The 17,249-nt window shown below is 40.5% G+C and carries 15 protein-coding genes, 1 tRNA gene and 1 pseudogene; 6 read left to right on the forward strand and 11 right to left on the reverse strand.

Annotated elements, in window-relative coordinates; genetic code table 11:
• The 5 genes and pseudogenes from BLR53_RS18905 to BLR53_RS18925 form a co-directional block, all read right to left on the reverse strand.
• Nucleotides 1-183, reverse strand: a pseudogene (locus BLR53_RS18905) (ISAon1 family transposase); the annotation flags it as partial.
• A gap of 213 nt (nt 184-396) precedes the next feature.
• Nucleotides 397-470 (reverse strand) — tRNA-Asp (locus BLR53_RS18910).
• 52 nt (nt 471-522) lie between these two features.
• Complete coding sequence (locus BLR53_RS18915) at nt 523-1,674, reverse strand: PepSY-associated TM helix domain-containing protein (protein ID WP_074591788.1); 1,152 nt, start codon at nt 1,672-1,674, stop codon at nt 523-525.
• A gap of 1,038 nt (nt 1,675-2,712) precedes the next feature.
• A complete protein-coding gene (locus BLR53_RS18920) occupies nt 2,713-3,366 on the reverse strand; it encodes an NAD(P)-dependent oxidoreductase (RefSeq protein ID WP_037444312.1) in 654 nt (217 codons plus the stop codon).
• Nucleotides 3,367-3,504: 138 nt separating this feature from the next.
• Complete coding sequence (locus BLR53_RS18925; protein WP_074591789.1) at nt 3,505-4,437, reverse strand: hypothetical protein; 933 nt, start codon at nt 4,435-4,437, stop codon at nt 3,505-3,507.
• A gap of 93 nt (nt 4,438-4,530) precedes the next feature.
• On the opposite strand from BLR53_RS18925, the gene BLR53_RS18930 reads away from it, so the two are divergent.
• Nucleotides 4,531-6,960: an AsmA family protein gene (locus BLR53_RS18930; RefSeq protein ID WP_074591790.1), complete on the forward strand. Its 2,430-nt coding sequence runs from the start codon at nt 4,531-4,533 to the stop codon at nt 6,958-6,960.
• Between the two features lie 8 nt (nt 6,961-6,968).
• On the opposite strand, the gene BLR53_RS18935 is transcribed toward BLR53_RS18930, so the two are convergent.
• Nucleotides 6,969-7,202, reverse strand: coding sequence for a hypothetical protein (locus tag BLR53_RS18935; RefSeq protein ID WP_074591791.1), 234 nt, complete (start codon nt 7,200-7,202; stop codon nt 6,969-6,971).
• Between the two features lie 28 nt (nt 7,203-7,230).
• Here BLR53_RS18935 and BLR53_RS18940 point away from each other — a divergent pair, with 28 nt between their 5' ends.
• A complete protein-coding gene (locus tag BLR53_RS18940; RefSeq protein ID WP_143007914.1) occupies nt 7,231-7,713 on the forward strand; it encodes a hypothetical protein in 483 nt (160 codons plus the stop codon).
• Here BLR53_RS18940 and BLR53_RS18945 read toward each other — a convergent pair.
• The 4 genes from BLR53_RS18945 to BLR53_RS18960 all read right to left on the reverse strand — a co-directional run bounded on the left by BLR53_RS18945 (nt 7,691) and on the right by BLR53_RS18960 (nt 11,256).
• Nucleotides 7,691-8,905, reverse strand: a complete 1,215-nt coding sequence (locus BLR53_RS18945) for a BamA/TamA family outer membrane protein (protein WP_074591793.1) — start codon at nt 8,903-8,905, stop codon at nt 7,691-7,693. The genes BLR53_RS18940 and BLR53_RS18945 overlap by 23 nt on opposite strands.
• 79 nt (nt 8,906-8,984) lie before the next feature.
• The gene (locus BLR53_RS18950; RefSeq protein WP_143007915.1) at nt 8,985-9,206 is read right to left on the reverse strand and encodes a hypothetical protein; all 222 of its coding nucleotides are present in this window, start codon (nt 9,204-9,206) and stop codon (nt 8,985-8,987) included.
• Between the two features lie 4 nt (nt 9,207-9,210).
• Nucleotides 9,211-10,431 carry an MFS transporter gene (locus BLR53_RS18955; protein ID WP_425312233.1) on the reverse strand — a complete coding sequence of 407 codons (1,221 nt, stop codon included), beginning with the start codon at nt 10,429-10,431 and terminating at the stop codon, nt 9,211-9,213.
• Between the two features lie 243 nt (nt 10,432-10,674).
• Nucleotides 10,675-11,256: a PhnA domain-containing protein gene (locus BLR53_RS18960; RefSeq protein WP_037444291.1), complete on the reverse strand. Its 582-nt coding sequence runs from the start codon at nt 11,254-11,256 to the stop codon at nt 10,675-10,677.
• A 185-nt stretch (nt 11,257-11,441) separates the two neighbouring features.
• Here BLR53_RS18960 and BLR53_RS18965 point away from each other — a divergent pair, with 185 nt between their 5' ends.
• The 3 genes from BLR53_RS18965 (at nt 11,442) to bla (ending at nt 14,453) form a co-directional block, all read left to right on the forward strand.
• The gene (locus BLR53_RS18965; protein WP_037444289.1) at nt 11,442-11,894 is read left to right on the forward strand and encodes a GyrI-like domain-containing protein; all 453 of its coding nucleotides are present in this window, start codon (nt 11,442-11,444) and stop codon (nt 11,892-11,894) included.
• Between the two features lie 140 nt (nt 11,895-12,034).
• Nucleotides 12,035-13,444 (forward strand): alkaline phosphatase, encoded by a 1,410-nt coding sequence (locus BLR53_RS18970; RefSeq protein WP_037444287.1) that lies wholly within the window; start codon nt 12,035-12,037, stop codon nt 13,442-13,444.
• A gap of 115 nt (nt 13,445-13,559) precedes the next feature.
• On the forward strand, nt 13,560-14,453 hold the full coding sequence (gene bla, locus BLR53_RS18975; protein ID WP_074591813.1) for a class A beta-lactamase, subclass A2: 894 nt from the start codon (nt 13,560-13,562) through the stop codon (nt 14,451-14,453).
• Here bla and BLR53_RS18980 read toward each other — a convergent pair.
• Nucleotides 14,407-15,495 carry an alpha/beta fold hydrolase gene (locus BLR53_RS18980; protein ID WP_074591796.1) on the reverse strand — a complete coding sequence of 363 codons (1,089 nt, stop codon included), beginning with the start codon at nt 15,493-15,495 and terminating at the stop codon, nt 14,407-14,409. The genes bla and BLR53_RS18980 overlap by 47 nt on opposite strands.
• 182 nt (nt 15,496-15,677) lie before the next feature.
• Here BLR53_RS18980 and BLR53_RS18985 point away from each other — a divergent pair, with 182 nt between their 5' ends.
• Nucleotides 15,678-17,210, forward strand: a complete 1,533-nt coding sequence (locus tag BLR53_RS18985) for a SulP family inorganic anion transporter (protein ID WP_074591797.1) — start codon at nt 15,678-15,680, stop codon at nt 17,208-17,210.
• The last annotated feature ends 39 nt before the right edge of the window (nt 17,211-17,249 follow it).

Below are 17,249 nucleotides of genomic sequence, written 5' to 3' on the forward strand. Positions count from 1 at the left end.
CCGGCTTCTGGCCAGTAGTTGCTTCAGTGTATCTCCGATTGATAGTACCTCAGCTCGAAAGCTGGTCTTGGATTTTCTGGCTTGGTCAATAGCTTCATTTTCTGCATCTAAAGCTTTCCATCGGTATTTTATGCGCATCTCCTGCAGCGCTTCAGTTGCTAATTTCTGAACATGGAACCTGTCAGTTACCCGAACTGGGTAATAGTAAGCTTATTAAAGAATCGTAACCCTCTTGCATGAACTAAGAAAATATCAAACCCAAAACTAGAAATTTAATACCTACTCCACAAGTTTATGATTTGATCCAAAAATTGAATATTTCGGGAGATTCTTTAAATCAAAAAAGCCCTTAATCGTGTGATTAAAGGCTTTTGAATGTTTTACTACTTTTTTTTGCGGACCGGACGGGACTCGAACCCGCGACCTCCGCCGTGACAGGGCGGCATTCTAACCAGCTGAACTACCGGTCCGTTTCTCCCTTGCGGGGCTGCAAAGATAGAAAATAGAATTTCAATTGCAAATCTATTTCTGTTTTTTATTCTTTTTCTTTCTTCCCAGCCAGATCATCAGGCCTGATACGGGTAAGCTAGCAGCTACAAGTCCCCCAATTAGTGCTAGGATTTTGCCGGGCAGGCCTAAAATTGCGCCCACATGAATATCGTAGTTCATTGCCGATAATTTTTCGCCGGCATTCATTTCATCGTAATTTCTCCTATTTAATAATTTGGCGGAATACTGGTCAAACTGCAGTACATCAAAGTCGTAATACACTTCTTTGCCGCGTAGTCCGGTAACAAAAACTGCTGCTTCCTCACTGAGTGGCGGACTGACTGCAATTCGGTCTGTTTCTTTAAATAACTTTTGTGATTCGATAAATATTCTGTCTAATGGTTTTCCTGTAAAAGGAGCGGGGGTAGATACCTCGTACTTAATTTCAGGCTGCTCAAAAGTACGGGCAGCAATTACGTAAACCGTTTTTTGAAACCAGGGTAATGCATATACCAGTCCCGATAACGCTAAGATTAGTGTGATAAACATAGTGTAGAAACCGGGTACATTATGTAGGTCGTAATTCAGTCTTTTAAAGCTGGCACCCCATTTAATCGTAAAGCTCTTCTTGATGTTGGTTTTGCTCCATTTTTTTGGCCACCATAAGATTATTCCCGTAATCAGCATGAAAACAAAGATTAAGGTGCTGTATCCAACAATATATTGCCCATAATCCGGATTCAATAACAGTCCCCAATGAAGATATTTAATGATATTGAAAAAGTCATATTTATAATCATAGTGACCGGTTATCTTTCCGTCATATGGGTTGACGAATATCGATTCATAATGTGCTAAGGATCCGAAATAAGTAAGTGCCTTCGGGTCACCCGCTTTATAAGTCATGAACTCCCATGCTCTTGCCGGATCTTTATAGGTCACAGTATAATTTATGGCTTTATCTTTTCCCAATGCGGTTGAAGCCTGGCTCAGCAGGTAGCTGAATGGCAACTGAGTCTTTTGGGCAGGAGGTTGTATGAAGAATGTCTTTTTATGAACCAGATCGGATATTTCTTTTTGAAACACAAATAAACAGCCTGTTATGCTAACTATGAATACGATTAAACCAGTTACCAGGCCGAGCCAGAGATGTATTTGTTGCGTAGCCTTTCGAAATTTTGTCATTATTTATAGGAGTGCCTTATTTAGACTTGTTAAGGTTTAACAAAGCACTGCAAATTTATTTAATCGAACAAATTTGCCTGCACAAATATTTACCTGGCCTGAAAAGTAGGGAGCTACCCGGTTTTCACTGTTAATGCCCGGCTATTATAATAACTATTAATCGGAGTATTGCCTGTGTTTTGTGTGGGTCTTGCGTGTACCAGGTTTTAGCCTTGTTCGACTGGAACCCGAACTTTTATTGAGCCCAACCCGATGTTGACCCGAAGCCGACCCGAACGTTACAAATCTTATTTTGCAATCATCGTAATGATGATGCCACCTTGCAGATTTTCTAGATTCAAAGAAAAAAAGAGCAACTTGTATAATTGAATAGGAATAACAAATTTGCGTGTATAGTCTATCTAAAATTAATTCAGTAAACTGTATAGCCATTTCAGGATAAGACAAGGATAAGACATCGATAACTATCAATTGGAGTATTGTCCGTGTTTTGTTCGGGTCTTGATGGGGTGAGCTGTTACTGTTGCTCCTGTAAAACCCACATGAACCCTACAACATACCCACATGAAACCCACATGATACCCACAAGACTATGTGTTATTGGTAAGGTCGCTGACGATAATTGAGATTTTTAGTCGAATCCGACTCCTGCAAGACTAAAATGTACCTGGTCACAGCCTTGTTCGGGTCTTGTGCTGGTGTCGGTCTTAGTTGGCCCATTTTTTACCGGGGTTGGCCTATCTAAAGCCCATCCTTTGCCCAATTATATGCTTAGAAACACGTTTTTTTATAATAGAAATAAGCTAATTGTTCCATTAAGTGTAAATGGAAACTAAACTATAACTATCTGATTGTTAAATATTTGTAGGTATAATTATTCAAGTTTTGACAGAAGTCGTGTTCAGGATTAAATATAAAAAATGGAACATTTCGCTTGAACCCTAGTCGACGTTTTATGTGGACACTGCAAAATGTTCCGCCTTGTGTTATATAATATTCGTTAAATGAATAAAAAATGGATTTTCGAAGAATGTGAGGCTAATATGCTGCTGTAAAGCGCTCACGGATATGAGCCGGTTTTTCCAGCTCGTCCAGTACTGCCACAGCTAAATCTTCTACTGAAAGCTTGCTCCGGCCGTGTTCATCAAAAACGGGAGTATCTTTCGATGTTCTGTATTTTCCGGTTCTGGTACCAGGATTGCCTACATTCATTTCAGGTGCCGGGCTGAAATAAGTCCAGTCCAGTTCGTTTTCTTGTCTGATGATATTCAGATAGTCTCTTGCTGCAGATGCACCTGGTTTGTAGGCTTCCGGGAAATCAGGAGTATCGATAAGCTGTAATCCAGGTTTAATTTCAAGGCTGCCTGCACCACCGATAACAATAAGCCGCTTCACACCAGATTCTTTGACACCTTGTTGTATAGCTTTAGACCCCGCGATAAAATCATCATAAATATTGGGGTTAGACCATCCGGAATTGTAAGCGCTAATTACTGCGTCATTACCCGATAATGCATCCTTTACCTGTCCGATGTTAAGAATGTCAGTTTTAACAATTTTCAAATGCTCGTGGTGTACGCTTAATTTTCCAGGGTTTCTGACCAGCGCTGTAACCTGATGGCCTCTGTTTAATGCTTCGTTTAAAATGGCTGAACCTACAAATCCTGTGGCTCCAATGATTGCAATATTCATAAAATTCTGTTTTAAGGTGAAATTCAATTCCCTGCCATTTTATTGCTTCGCAGGCCTGCGCGTTTTTGGCTGGACAGCTTCCACCGGATAAAAAAGAACCCGCATGAATAGTTCAATGCGGGTTCTTTAGAACTGGATTTAAGATTTTTTTCTTTCCTCTAAGATGAAGCTGTTTCCTGTTTTTCTTTTGCCGGAGTGATTAATGACAATATTATATTGATTCAGGAATGCCGCACCAACCAGATGGTGGGGGAAAGCTGTGCTGAGTGTAATTTGTTGATTTTTAAGAGTTAAACCGTTAAACTGTAACTCCGGTACCTGTATTTTATAGATTGTATCTACGAGTTTTCTTGCATGTACTGTAGAGGTGAGTGTAACGCGGGGGCGTGGCTGATATTTTTTCAGCAGGGCCTGGCCAAGCGGACTTTCTGTGTTTACCTGAAAGGACGCACCAGAACCCAGATCCAGTTTGAAGTCTTCTATAATACCATCAATTCCCACAGAGACCTGCGGTGCAGTGTTTTTGGCAAAGGGGATAGCAGTGAACTCATTAGAAGGCAGAAAGGCACCTTTAGAGAAAGCCAGCTTCTTATTATCATTATCTATGCTCCAGTTATATCTGCTGAGCATTTTTGTGCCGGTAGATCCGGTAACCAGTGAATCTGGAAATGCATAGTTAACCAGTACAGGCAGTGATCTGACTTTGGTTTTGCCAATCTCCATCTTAGGCAGATTAAATATGAGCCTTCTATGGCTTTTCCCGTTTCGGTCCGTCTGCGTCATGTATTCCCAGCCAGGAAATAGCTCTTCCGTCTTCTGAAAATAGGAACTCAGACGTACAGGTTCTCCGAATGTACTGAACAATAAAGTTGCAGTGTCTTTGCTAATCTTTACCGGGAAGAAGATCCGCCCGAACTTGTCCTGCTGGAAATCCACCTGTTCTACCGGCTTTCCCTTCACCGTCGTCTGCGCTGAGCCTGCTTCCGGGTTAAAAGTCAATAATCCGGATATGCCTGCCACGGTAAGCATAAATTTTCTTATTCTCGATTGGATTATATTAGAATTGTTCATATTCTTCTATTTTAGTATAAAAATACTTTAGAAACAGGCCAAAAACAAATTCTCCTGTCAAATGTTTATCATTAAATAATTTACGCCTACTCTATGCCAATCTGGTTAAAACGTGTCCTGCAGGTATTTACTGCCCTTATTTTATTGATTATCGTTGTGTTCATTGGCCTTGGCATTTACGTAAGTTCTCATAAAAAAGAACTCCTGGTTTCGGTCACGAAAGAGCTGAATAAAAGTCTGAACGGTACTTTAACAGTAGGTGGTATGGAGCCAAGTTTTTTAAAGGGTTTCCCCGGTGTTTCCGTTAAATTATCAGATGTGGAACTTAAAGATAGTCTATGGAACACTCATAAACATACTTTCTTAAATACGAAGGATCTTTCTGTTTCTGTTAACGCATTGGCCTTGTTAAAAGGGACTGTTGAAATTCGCAGGATATATATCAATGATGCTGAGATTTATCTCTATACAGACAGCACCGGATACAGTAACACATCGATATTTAAATCCACTAAAGATACGACCAGAACTAAAGAAGATAAGTCATCTCCGGCAGAGATTAGACGTTTTGATTTAAACAATGTCCGTTTTATTCTGGATAACAGAAAGGGGAACAAATTGTTTCTGTTTGCCGTTGATGAATTCAGCGGTAAAGTTGACTATCCATTTTCGGGCTGGAAAGCAGATATTAAATTAAAAACACTCGTCAGAAGTCTGGCTTTTAATACCAAACGCGGATCCTTTATTAAAGATAAAGTGCTGGAAGGTAAAATGGATATTTCGTACAGCAACAGCACCGGTATCCTTACCGTGGAGCCAAATAAGTTAAACATCGGCAAAGACCCGTTTGTCATAGGTGCGAAGTTTAATATCAAAAGTGATCCTGTAGATTTTGCAATCAATATAGAAGCTAACGGCATTTTATGGCGTAATGCTTCTGCTTTGCTTGCACCGAATATTACCGCCAAACTAAATATGTTTAACCTGGAGAAGCCGATAAATGTAAAATGTATTATATCTGGCAATATGGGAGCGGGCGATCCTTCAATTTTGGTAAATGCATCTGTGAAGGATAACAAATTAACCAGTCCTGGTGGCGCAGTAGAAGACTGTAATTTTGCAGGCGTGTTTACCAATAATTTTATTAACGGAAAGGGTTTCACCGATGCTAATTCGGCTATTAAGCTTTATCGTTTTTCCGGGAAATATAAAGACATGCCATTTACAATCGATACAGCTTTTATTCATAACCTGGATAAGCCGATAGCTACGGGTACTTTCCGCTCTAAGTTTGAGGTTACTAAACTAAATCCTGTTGTTGGAGAGGATATTCTGAAATTTACGAAGGGAAGCGCAGACTTAGCCTTGCATTATAGTGCAGATATTGTAGATTTTAAATTGGTCAAACCAGTAGTTACCGGTTTGGTCAGTGTAAAGAATGCAGATGTGAGTTATGTACCCAGAAATGTCAATTTTAAGAATACTTCCATAACGCTGGACTTTAAAGGAAATGATCTATTTATACGTGATATCCGCCTACAAACCGGAAAAAGTATAATTAATATGGACGGCAGTATTGCCAACTTCATGAATCTGTACTATAACGCTCCCGAAAAAACCCTGTTAAAATGGAAGATGTACAGTCCCCAGATACATCTTGGAGAATTTATGGGATTTCTGGGTAGCAGAAAGGGCAGGAAACCGGTTGCTAAAGCTAAAAAGAATTCAAATTTCAAGGATCAGATGAACGAGATGCTGGAGAAAGGCAAAGCTGAAATCGAGATGAAAGTTGACCAGGTTCATTATGGGAAGTTTATCGGCACGGGTATGAATGCCAACGTTTTTCTTTCAGAAACAGGTCTTGAGCTTAAGAATGTAACTATGAAACATGGGGGAGGTGCAATTCGTCTGAATGGGAGTTTAACGCAGCAGGGCAGCGGGAATAAATTTAAGCTGAATTCGGTGGTTGACAACGTAAATATCCGAAGTTTCTTTTATGCTTTTGATAATTTTGGCCTGAAAAGTCCGACCTATAAAAACCTGAAAGGTAATTTCTTTACGAAAGTTAATCTTAGTGGAAATATCTCGAATCAGGGAAAGATGTTACCTGGATCTATGAACGGGGATATACAATTTGACCTGAAAAGAGGGGCCCTGCTTAATTACGACGCGGTGAAAAGCGTCGGTAAATTTGCATTTCCATTCCGTGATCTTGATAATATTACATTTGACAATTTACATGGCAACTTTCTGGTACGGGGTAATCTGATTACTATTAAACCTATGCAAATTAATTCAAGCATTCTGAATGTAGATTTGGAAGGGGTTTATTCGATGGGTAAAGGAACGAATATCTATTTGGACGTACCGCTAAGAAATCCTAAAAAGGATGATGGTATTCAAGATAAGAAAGAAATAAAAGAAAGAAGAATGAAAGGGATCGTCGTGCATATTCTGGCCACGGACGGCGATGACGGGAATATCAAATTTAAGCTGATTCGCAAGAAAGATAAGAACGGCTAGGCCGTTCTTTAGGACTGCAGGCTTTCAAATTTGTCACCAATTAATAGGATCAGGTCTTCTTCAAGTCCGTTCTCGTCATTGGTTACCCATTCATCATCTTCTGACAAGAATATTTCAAATTTTTCTTCACCGGGTATTTCTACATAAAAAAATACTTCTTCGTCAATTTCAGTTTCGGTAATTCTTACCTGAATCTCTGCTCCTTCATAGGATACAGTAAAATTGTATATGATATCTTCCATCGGCGGCAAAGATATTTATATTTGCCTTATGAAGTATTTTTTAGCCTGTTTGTTTTTATGGGTTTTTCATTTCAATACAGCCTCGGCACAGAATCTTGCCCTGGAAGATTTGAATGGCTACATTGGACAAACTGTTTTCAAAGTTAATGAGTCCCTAAAAAGTAAAGACTGGGTTCTTCATCCTGAACTTTCCGGAGAGCAGCAGAACCAGCTTTACAAAACATTTGCCTTCGGTAATGCCGAAAATGAACAGGGAAAAGCGATTTCCTGGTTCCGTCTCCATGCAGACAACCAAATGGTTAACCAGCTTTATTATCAATTGCCAGGTAAGGCAGAACTGGAGAACTTAGTTGCTGCTATTATCGCGGGTGGCGCACAGAAGAAAAATATAGACGAGATTTCTAATGAGCAGCTCAGTTCTTACTATATCGGTTATGATCTGGTTTATCAGACTATAACCGGGAAAGACAGCTATACACTCATGGTCGTTAAAAAACCTCTCCAAGATTGATCTGAAAGCCAGAGAAACCTTTACTGAAACCGTAGTCTATCGCAATATTAGTATTAGATGCCTTATTGAATTTTATTCTCAGTCCTGTACCTGCTGCCGGATGAATCTTCTTAAACTGATTATTGGCTTCTGTCACTGAGGTTGCGTTGGCAAACACTACGAAACCAAATAATCCATTATCTGTAATGTCCCTGCGGTATTCTCCCTCCATATAAAATAAGCCCTTTCCACGATAGCGATTCTGATCTATTCCCCGTCCCGATTTGTTATATGGATCCCAACCAATACTAGGCAGGTTAAGGTAGGGGATATTGCTGGATAGTCCGGTCCAAAGATAAGTCCAGAGGGCGAGTACATTTTGCTGGTGAGGTCTGGTGTTCAGGGGGATATATTTACGTGCATCAATATAAAGTGACTTCCAGTTGGTTTTACTACCCAGAAATACAGGATTGTTTCTCACAACCAAGTTAAGGTAGGCACCCGGAAGTGGGTTAATTGAACTGTTTCTAGTATCATATAATACGTTCAGTGAAATTCCGGAAGAGAAGGAGTTATTGCCTTGTTCTGTGCCGACATCGTAACCTGAAAATTCCTGCAGGCGCTGTTCTGGTGTTTTGATATTCACAAAGTAATCTACATTGTAACCCAAACCGACGTAAAGAAAAGGTTTGATTCTTTTCAAAGCACTCTGATAGAACCTAACATATTTATAATCGACCAGCATTTTCTCATCTTCCTTGCCGCTACCTATTCCCCAGGTATACTGCGGATACACGAGAAAACGGGTGTCTCCCTGAATATTCCAGGAGTTATCCGAAAGCCAGATACTGGAACGTAAAGGTAATCCGAAACGGCTTTTGAAATTCCAGTAGGGCGTGAAAGTAACGTTGGAAATATCGGTAGTTTTTCTATCCCCGAGATAAAAACCCGCACTGGTGGAGGTAATCAACGCACGGCCACCCCCCGGCACAGTAGCACCTATTGGAAGCAAAGAAAACATAACCTTCTTAGGGGTTTCCTGACGCGCAGGCGAAGTTCTGATATGAAATATAGATTTACCTATATCAATCAGATCTCTCTTCCTCGCCGTGTCCCGGACTTCATTATTTACTTTAAGCGCATTGTTCGCATTTTGCGCGCTGGCGTTATAAGAAATGAATAAAAAAAGGAGGAACGTTGTACTTTTATGCATATAGAGCCGAATTTGTAATTCGCATATGCAATTAGTTTGCCAAACGAATAACTAAAGCATTTTTGCTTAATTGATACAATTAATGGCTATCAATAAAATGCCCGATACGCCCTGCGATGGGTTTCAGAACATTGTAAACGGTTGTCCACTTAGCCTCGGGTTGGCTTACTGTATCCTTTAAAAGAATTCCCAGTAAAGAGCCGTCACAAAAAATGCGGTACTCAGTGTTGTCTTCTTTGCCGATGATTAATAACTCTCTTGCTTTACCTCTAAAAATATCCTTATATATATACTGTTGCACGGGCCTAGATAGCTTTAATTTGTATTCTGTTGAGTTTAAATACTGCATACATAATTACCAGTGACATAAATATTAGTATCATGTAGCTGTAACTCAGGTTTCTTTCGTCACTTGCCGGTAATAATGAAATGATCCCATAACTCATCATGGATACAATAACATAATTTATTCCGCCTGTAAGTCCGCCCGCAATTCCTGCATTTTTAGGAAACTGACTCAGACAGTAAGTAAAATAATTATTAAAGGTGAAACCGGCACCCACGTGTATAACAAATGCAAAGCCTAATAATGTATAGAGGTTGTTTATATATAACGTGCTGATCCACATTAGTGCTACAAAGACAACCTGAATAGATACATTGACGATTAGTCTGTTAAAGAAAGGTTTATTGATAGTTGCCTTGCCAATAAAACCACCCGTCATCCAGGCAAATCCCAGGAATAGTGAACTGTATCCTGCAATGATCGGAGAAAGTTTGAAATGATGTTCTATGATGAAAGGACCAGACATATTATAAATCATAACCATCGAATAGGCAAGCCCAAGCATGATAATTCCCAGTGTAAAACTCCAGGTACGGATCATGTCGGCGTAAACCAATGTGATCTTCTTCAGGTTAAATTCCATAGCGTGTTTAAGCGTTTCTCCGCTATAAACAAATTCCAGTATGGCCAGCAGGATGGCAAAACCGCCCAGGAAATAAAAATTGGATTCCCAGCCCATAGAAGTTTGAAGATACCCACCTATAAAAGGGGCTATAATCGGGCCTGTAGACCATATAATAGAAAATAAACTTAAATAGTGTTTGAGTTTTTCGCCGGTAAATAAATCTACGAAATAAGCTCTTTTAGCCACAACGATTGTACCCACTGTTAGACCATGAATAATTCGCATCAGGTAAATCAGGTAAATCTGGTGGGTTGTTGCAATTACAAAACTGGCTCCCGCAAATATCAGCAGACTGATCAGACTGAGCTTATATCTGCCAAAGCTATCCAGCACACTACCTATAAATAGTTGCGATAATCCGTAACTGATTAGAAAAAGACTTAATGTTAACTGGACCTGTATGTCGCTGACCTGTAGCGATGCAGCCATTGAAGGTAGTGAAGGTATGTAGACATCGGTGGCAAAGCCAGATAGCGGCAGCAGCGCGAATGCAAGCAGCGTAGCCATCCCCTGATTCTTCGATTTGATTGTTTTATGTGTTAACTTGCTCATCATAATAAGGGCGCAAAAGTACAGCTTAAAATGATGCGTTATGACAGGACTACGTCAGATTGTATTTAGTACTTGTCTATATGGAGTATATTACTTAAATTATGCAATATAAATTCAGGAACTGATCAAGATAAAAAAGTCCTGTGAGCGGGCATCCGCGAAGGGCAGGCACACCATAAACGAATGTCCGGTATACTATACAGAAGGCCCGCATTTATTGCAGGCCTTCTGCGTCGATAAGCATGGCTAACCTTGCTTTCTTACATATTTGGTCAGGATAACAATCAGCTGTCCTTCTACTTTTCCTTCGATCTGGTCTGTGTTATCTTCAACTATTCTAATGTTCTTTACTACCGTACCCATCTTCGCATTTAAAGTAGATCCTTTAACATCGAGCGATCTGGTGAGCACCACTGAATCTCCGGTCTGCAGAATGTTTCCGTTGGCGTCTTTGTGGAAATCTATTGTTGTATCATTCTCATGATCACCCGTGCTTTTTGCCCAGGCCAAAAGGTCGTCATCCAGATACATCATATCCAGGTTATCAATTGCCCAGCTTTCGTTGCGTAGACGATTAAGCATCCTCCATGAAACGACCTGCACAGCCGGAACTTCCGACCACATACTTCCGCTTAAACACAACCAGTGCTTGCTGTCAAGTTCTTCTTTCTTTTCCAGCTGCACTTCGCATTTACTGCAGATTAATATTGTATTGTCTGTTGTACTTCCATTAACTGGCGGAACTTCGTATAGTCTCAGCGAGTCTTCCGATCCGCATAACTCACACTTATTCTCACTTCGTTGTTGTATTTGTTCTTCCAGTTTCATATTTGTACTTTGTTAATGAACGGCGAAGATAAATATTTTATGCAATAAGACCTTGTCTGTAAATGTATTGCTAATATTGATAGTTAACCGAACCCGGAATAGCTATTTTTATCCTAATTTAATTAGTATATTTCCTGCTGAGGAACCGCTGCCAATTGCCGGTTCCATAATCATTAATATTGCTTATGAGAATTGAAGAAACTTACATTATTGGTCTTCCTGTGAGAACTACCAATGAAAATGGCCAGTCGGCAAAAGACATACCTTTATTATGGGAGCGTTTTTTTTCAGAGAATATTGCTGCGGGGATACCTGGTACGACAGGGCCGGAGGTCTATTGTATCTATACTGATTATGAAGATGACTATACCAAGCCTTACACTACCATATTAGGATGCCCGGTTGCGGACCTAAGCCAGATTCCGGAAGGATTAACCGGTCATACTATTGCTGCCGGAAACTATAAGCATTTTCAGGCTAAAGGGAAATTGAATGAAGGAATAGTTTATAAAGAGTGGACCGGCATTTGGAATTCCGATATCCAAAGGACTTATGATTCCGATTTCGAAATTTATGGTGAAAAGGCACAAGACCCTGAAAACGCAACGGTGGATATTTTTATTTCCGTCCCCCGATAATGAATTCCGTACAGCCTTTGGAATTAATATAAACTTAACACAGGCTGAACGTGGGTTTACCGCGCCGACCTTAGTTTTGCCCGCAAGCCATTATTGGCGGGCAAAACTAATCAAGACGGAATTCAGGTAAACTAAAATAAATGAAAAGAAGAGATTTTTTTAAGAACAGTACCCTTGTCGCGGCGGGTTCATTGCTGGCCCCTTTATACGGCTTTTCAGCCGGAACAGACTTGGCCGGTTCAGCAAGCGGAACGGCTAAGAACATTATATTTCTGGTTAGTGACGGAATGAGTATCGGGACGTTAACACTGGCCAATCTCTTTGCGCAACGTAAATTTGGTAAGGTAACAAACTGGATTTCATTATATGAGCAGCAAAAGGCAGTTAGAGCACTAATGGATACTGCATCTGCAGATGCGTTAGTAACAGATTCTGCTGCGGCAAGTTCTGCGTGGGGTGGAGGAGTGCGGGTTAACAATGGCGCCATCAACGTCGGGCCGGATGGTACTTTTCATAAACCTATTTTGCAGAAATTTAAAGACGCAGGAAAAGCAGTAGGCTGCGTAACTTCTGTTCCTATTACCCATGCCACACCTGCAGGTTTTTGTGTAAATAGCGATGCCAGAAGTGACCAGGATGGAATTGCATTGCAATATCTTGATTTACGTTTTGATGTGATGCTGGGTGGCGGAGAAGAATTTTTTGATGGTGCAAAAAGAAAAGATAAAAAAGATCTTTTTAAAGCTTTTAAAGAACGAGGATATTCGGTGCTCCGTAATAGAAAAGAACTTCAGGCTCAAGATTCAAAAGAGACCAGACCGGTTTTGGGTGTTTTTTATGAAGATGGCCTGCCTTATGCACTTGACAGAAACAGTAGTTCTGAATTGACCGCGCAGACGCCTTCTCTCGCTGAAATGACCAAAACTGCAATTCAGCTGATGGACGGCAAGAAAAACGGCTTTGTGTTACAGGTAGAAGGCGGAAAAGTTGACTGGGCAGCACATGCTAATGATGCTGGAGCATTAATATCCGATCAGCTCGCTTTTGATGAGGCTGTTGGAGTTGCTGTTGAATTTGCGAACAGGGATAAAAACACATTAGTGATCATTACTACTGATCATGGGAATGCAAATCCTGGTTTGTTCAGTGCTGAAGGCGATGTCAATGCTAATTTTGACCGGTTTATGTCTTTCAAGCAAACCAACGAATGGGTATTAAAGGGAATTACTAAAAATGATTCTCCGGTCCAGGTTATCGACAGAATTGAAGCCGCGCAGAAATTGGTGTTCACGAAGGCTCAGGCTACAGAAATTCTATCTCACTACCTTAAACTGGACGACACCGGTTTGTATAACCCTAAAAAACTGCCTTTCAAATTATATGGAGAGCTACAATCTAAACATACATCTGTGTCTTTCGGCTCTATGAACCATTCGGCAGATTTTGTAGAACTAGCGATGTTGGGGCCTGGCAGCGAGCAATTAAAACCTTTTATTAAAAATACAGATTTGCATAACCTGATGCTGAAAGCAACAGGCGTGATGAAATAAATTGCTTATCTGCAGCAGGTTTATGAATTAAATCTGCTGCAGATATCTACTAACTCTATTCTGATATGTATTTTTGCTATCAAGCCATCGATAAAGGTGGATGAGACCTAAGAATATGATGTTTTTTAAAAAAATGGCTTTCTGTGCACTGTTTATGTCCATTGCCAACTCTGGTTTTGCACAGCATAACGTTTTACGGCAAAAAGCAGAGGAGTTGGTGAAATCTAAACCAGCCGCTATTGGTTTTTCAATTATAAACCTGAAAACAGGAGACACACTTTCTGTAAACGGAGAGAAACATCTGCCTATGCAAAGTGTTTATAAATTTCATCTTGCCCTGGCGGTACTAAAGCAGGTGGATCAAAATAAGTTCACACTTGATCAGAAGATCCTGGTTAAAAAAAAGGATCTGCTACCAAATACCTGGAGCCCCCTAAGAGATAAGTATCCAGGGGGTAATATAAAATTACCGCTATCGGAAATCTTGTTCTATACTGTCGCTCAAAGTGATAATAATGGCTGTGACATTTTATTCAGACTCCTGGGTGGCCCGGAAATAGTAAATAAATATATCCATAGTCTGGGTATCAAAGATGTAGAAATAAGATCTACAGAAGAACAGATGCACGCTGACGATCAATTGCAATTTAAAAACTGGACGACCGCAAATGCTGCTACGCAGCTGTTGAAACGTTTCTACATGGGTCAGTTACTTAAACAACCGACAAATGATTTTCTGATGAAAATTATGGCAGGAACAACTACAGGTACAGGAAAGCTCAAGGGAAAACTACCCACAGGAACAGAGGTTGCACACAAAACAGGCTATTCCGGTCAGAATGAAGCCGGAATTATTGCAGCGACCAACGATATTGGCATTATAACGCTGCCAGATGGAACTCATTTCGCTATTGCCATATTTGTATCTATGACCGCATTAGATGAGAAAGCATCAGACCAGATTATTGCTGAACTTGCAAAACTGAGCTGGGATGAATTCGCTTCATAAACCGGATTAAGTCTTTAGTAAAGCGCTCCGGATGCTGATAATGAATATTATGTGTTGTGTTTTGGTAGATAATGTATTCTATCAACCGCGAATGTTTTTGGTGTAAAGCCTGATTCTCTTTTTCAAAAGGCATGGGATCATTTTCGCTAACCGGATCGAGCAGGAGTAGGGGAACATTTAGGTTTCTGAAGATGGCCCCAGGATCCATTGTTACAATTGATCTCGCAAATAAGGGGACGGAGAATGGCCTTAAAATTAGGTCAAGAAATTGTTTGCTGCTTGCCATGTTAAAAAGAGGCATCATTTTATCGTAAATAACAGACCATTTTTTTGCAGAATCCATACGAAGCAATGCTAGAATGGCGAATTGATTTCCATTTTCATCAGGTTCATACAAGGCTTTGTAGGCATCAAATTCAGAGGTATAAGTGGTGTCCCAAGGCATTTTTTCTGTCAGGTCAAATTCGGTGGCTTTTTGCGTTAAAGCTTCGGTTCCAAGTTTATGATAATAGTTGCTGAAAGGCACAGAACCTCCATCCTCAAGAATTAATCCTTCAACTTTTTCAGGATAAGCATCATAAAAGGCAGTCGCAATATACCCGCCTCTGGAAAAGCCGCCTATAAATGCTTTTGGTATATTAAGCTTGTCGAGTAAGAATCTGATATCATCAGCGACGTGGTAAAGCGATACCTCATGTTTTGGGATTGCAGTTTGTCCATGTCCGTAGTAATCTATTGCGATCACATAAAAACCAGCCTTTACAAGACTGTCAGCGATATTCAAGAGCTCATATCCATTATTCATACTGCCATGAACCCAGATCAGGCATGGTTTTTCACGATCTCCCCAGCTCAGGTAATGCATATTGACATTGTTTGTCTGACTAAAATTCCCATGTTCACGCTCAAAAGTTTGGAACTGATTTTTGGCGCTCAGATAGCGTTTCTTCATTTCCGCATCATCGGCTGTTTTCAGTTGCGCCATTGCAGGCAGACTGAAATGGGTTGTCATTATTAATAACAGAAATAGTATCAGCCTCATAGCTCAAAATTAGAACTTAATGTCAATTTTTTCTATTTTTGCACCAATCGCAATGAGAAAATTAGATAAAGTTTCATATAACCCTGTGACAAAGCACTGATCCGTTTTTGAATCCATCCATACTGATCTTATTCCTGATCAGGTAATTCTACTTGTCTCTTTTATTTACATTTTTCTTCGATATGTCTTCACGTATTCGTTTTTTCGACTTTTCGCAAAAAGTTAATTATAAAACCGAAATTTTAGCTGGCCTGACTGTGGCGATGACCATGATGCCGGAATCTTTATCTTTTGCAATTTTAGCAGGATTTCCACCACTGGCTGGTTTGTATGCTGCGTTTATAATGGGTTTAGTCACTTCGGTTTTTGGCGGGCGCCCCGGCTTGATTTCCGGTGGGGCGGGTGCAGTGGTGGTTGTTTTAATAGCCTTGATGAACTCTCACGGAATTGAGTTCGTTTTCGCGGCGGTGGCGCTGGCGGGTGTAATCCAGATTATGATCGGGCTCTTCAAGCTTGCCAAATTTATCAGGCTTGTTCCTCAACCGGTTATGTATGGTTTTGTAAATGGTTTAGCCATAATCATATTCATGGCACAGCTTAAGCAATTCAAAACCATTTCCGGTGGGACGGAAGTCTGGCTGACAGGTATGCCTCTTCTCATAATGGGGAGTCTGGTTGCATTAACTATTGCGATTGTTATATTCCTGCCTAGGTTCACGAAGGCAGTTCCACCTTCTCTTGTTGCTATCGTAGTCGTCTTTTTTATTGTGCTTATTTTTGGTATCCAAACCAAAACTGTCAGTGACATCGCCTCAGTAAGTGGTGGTTTTCCACCGTTTCATATCCCGAATATTCCGTTAAATCTGGAAACGCTTCAGGTTATATTTCCCTATGCTTTAATTATGGCCGCAGTTGGTTTAACAGAAGGCTTGCTTACCCTCAACCTTGTGGATGAAATTACAGCGACCAAGGGTAATGGAAATAAGGAATGTATCGCGCAGGGGAGCGCAAACATTCTCAATGGTTTTTTCTTTGGTATGGGCGGTTGTCCGATGATTGCGCAAACGCTGGTTAATCTTTCTGCAGGTGCAAGGGCCAGGCTTTCTGGAATTGTCGCTTCATTGACGATATTGTTGATTATTTTGTTTGGCGCGCCTGTGATCGGACGGGTTCCTATGGCAGCGCTAACCGGTGTAATGATTATGGTGGCGTTCGGGACTTTTGAATGGGTAAGTCTTAAGATCTTTAACAGGATGCCCAGACAGGACGTATTTGTAGGGATACTGGTTGCAGTAATTACCGTTTTATTGCATAATCTTGCCTTGGCTGTATTGATAGGGGTTATAATTTCTGCACTTGTTTTTGCATGGGAAAGTGCTAAACGGATCCGGGCAAAGAAATATATGGATGAAACTGGTGCCAAACACTATGAGATTTATGGTCCGTTGTTTTTTGGATCCGTTGCGGCGTTTAATGACAAATTTGACATTATGAACGATCCGCGGGTGGTAATTATAGACTTTAAAGATAGCAGGGTTGCCGATATGTCTGGAATTGATGCGCTGAATAAATTGACAGAGCGTTACCATAAAGCGGGTAAAAGCCTTCATCTTCATCATCTGAGTGAGGACTGTATTAAACTGCTAAAAAACGCAGGTGACGTGATCGAAGTGAATATTCTTGAAGATCCTGAGTATAAGGTCGTAGCCGACTAGTGACTGGGTGATTAATGATATAAAACCACCAAAAAAGCG

This window comes from Pedobacter antarcticus (assembly GCF_900103515.1).
In the GTDB taxonomy this organism is placed as follows: domain Bacteria; phylum Bacteroidota; class Bacteroidia; order Sphingobacteriales; family Sphingobacteriaceae; genus Pedobacter; species Pedobacter antarcticus.

Coding starts and splice junctions, on each gene's coding strand:
- BLR53_RS18915 (WP_074591788.1), bottom strand. CDS start 1,674: ATGACAAAATTTCGAAAGGCTACGCAACAAATACATCTCTGGCTCGGC.
- BLR53_RS18920 (WP_037444312.1), bottom strand. CDS start 3,366: ATGAATATTGCAATCATTGGAGCCACAGGATTTGTAGGTTCAGCCATT.
- BLR53_RS18925 (WP_074591789.1), bottom strand. CDS start 4,437: ATGAACAATTCTAATATAATCCAATCGAGAATAAGAAAATTTATGCTT.
- BLR53_RS18930 (WP_074591790.1), top strand. CDS start 4,531: ATGCCAATCTGGTTAAAACGTGTCCTGCAGGTATTTACTGCCCTTATT.
- BLR53_RS18935 (WP_074591791.1), bottom strand. CDS start 7,202: ATGGAAGATATCATATACAATTTTACTGTATCCTATGAAGGAGCAGAG.
- BLR53_RS18940 (WP_143007914.1), top strand. CDS start 7,231: ATGAAGTATTTTTTAGCCTGTTTGTTTTTATGGGTTTTTCATTTCAAT.
- BLR53_RS18945 (WP_074591793.1), bottom strand. CDS start 8,905: ATGCATAAAAGTACAACGTTCCTCCTTTTTTTATTCATTTCTTATAAC.
- BLR53_RS18955 (WP_425312233.1), bottom strand. CDS start 10,431: ATGATGAGCAAGTTAACACATAAAACAATCAAATCGAAGAATCAGGGG.
- BLR53_RS18960 (WP_037444291.1), bottom strand. CDS start 11,256: ATGAAACTGGAAGAACAAATACAACAACGAAGTGAGAATAAGTGTGAG.
- BLR53_RS18965 (WP_037444289.1), top strand. CDS start 11,442: ATGAGAATTGAAGAAACTTACATTATTGGTCTTCCTGTGAGAACTACC.
- BLR53_RS18970 (WP_037444287.1), top strand. CDS start 12,035: ATGAAAAGAAGAGATTTTTTTAAGAACAGTACCCTTGTCGCGGCGGGT.
- bla (WP_074591813.1), top strand. CDS start 13,560: ATGATGTTTTTTAAAAAAATGGCTTTCTGTGCACTGTTTATGTCCATT.
- BLR53_RS18980 (WP_074591796.1), bottom strand. CDS start 15,495: ATGAGGCTGATACTATTTCTGTTATTAATAATGACAACCCATTTCAGT.
- BLR53_RS18985 (WP_074591797.1), top strand. CDS start 15,678: ATGTCTTCACGTATTCGTTTTTTCGACTTTTCGCAAAAAGTTAATTAT.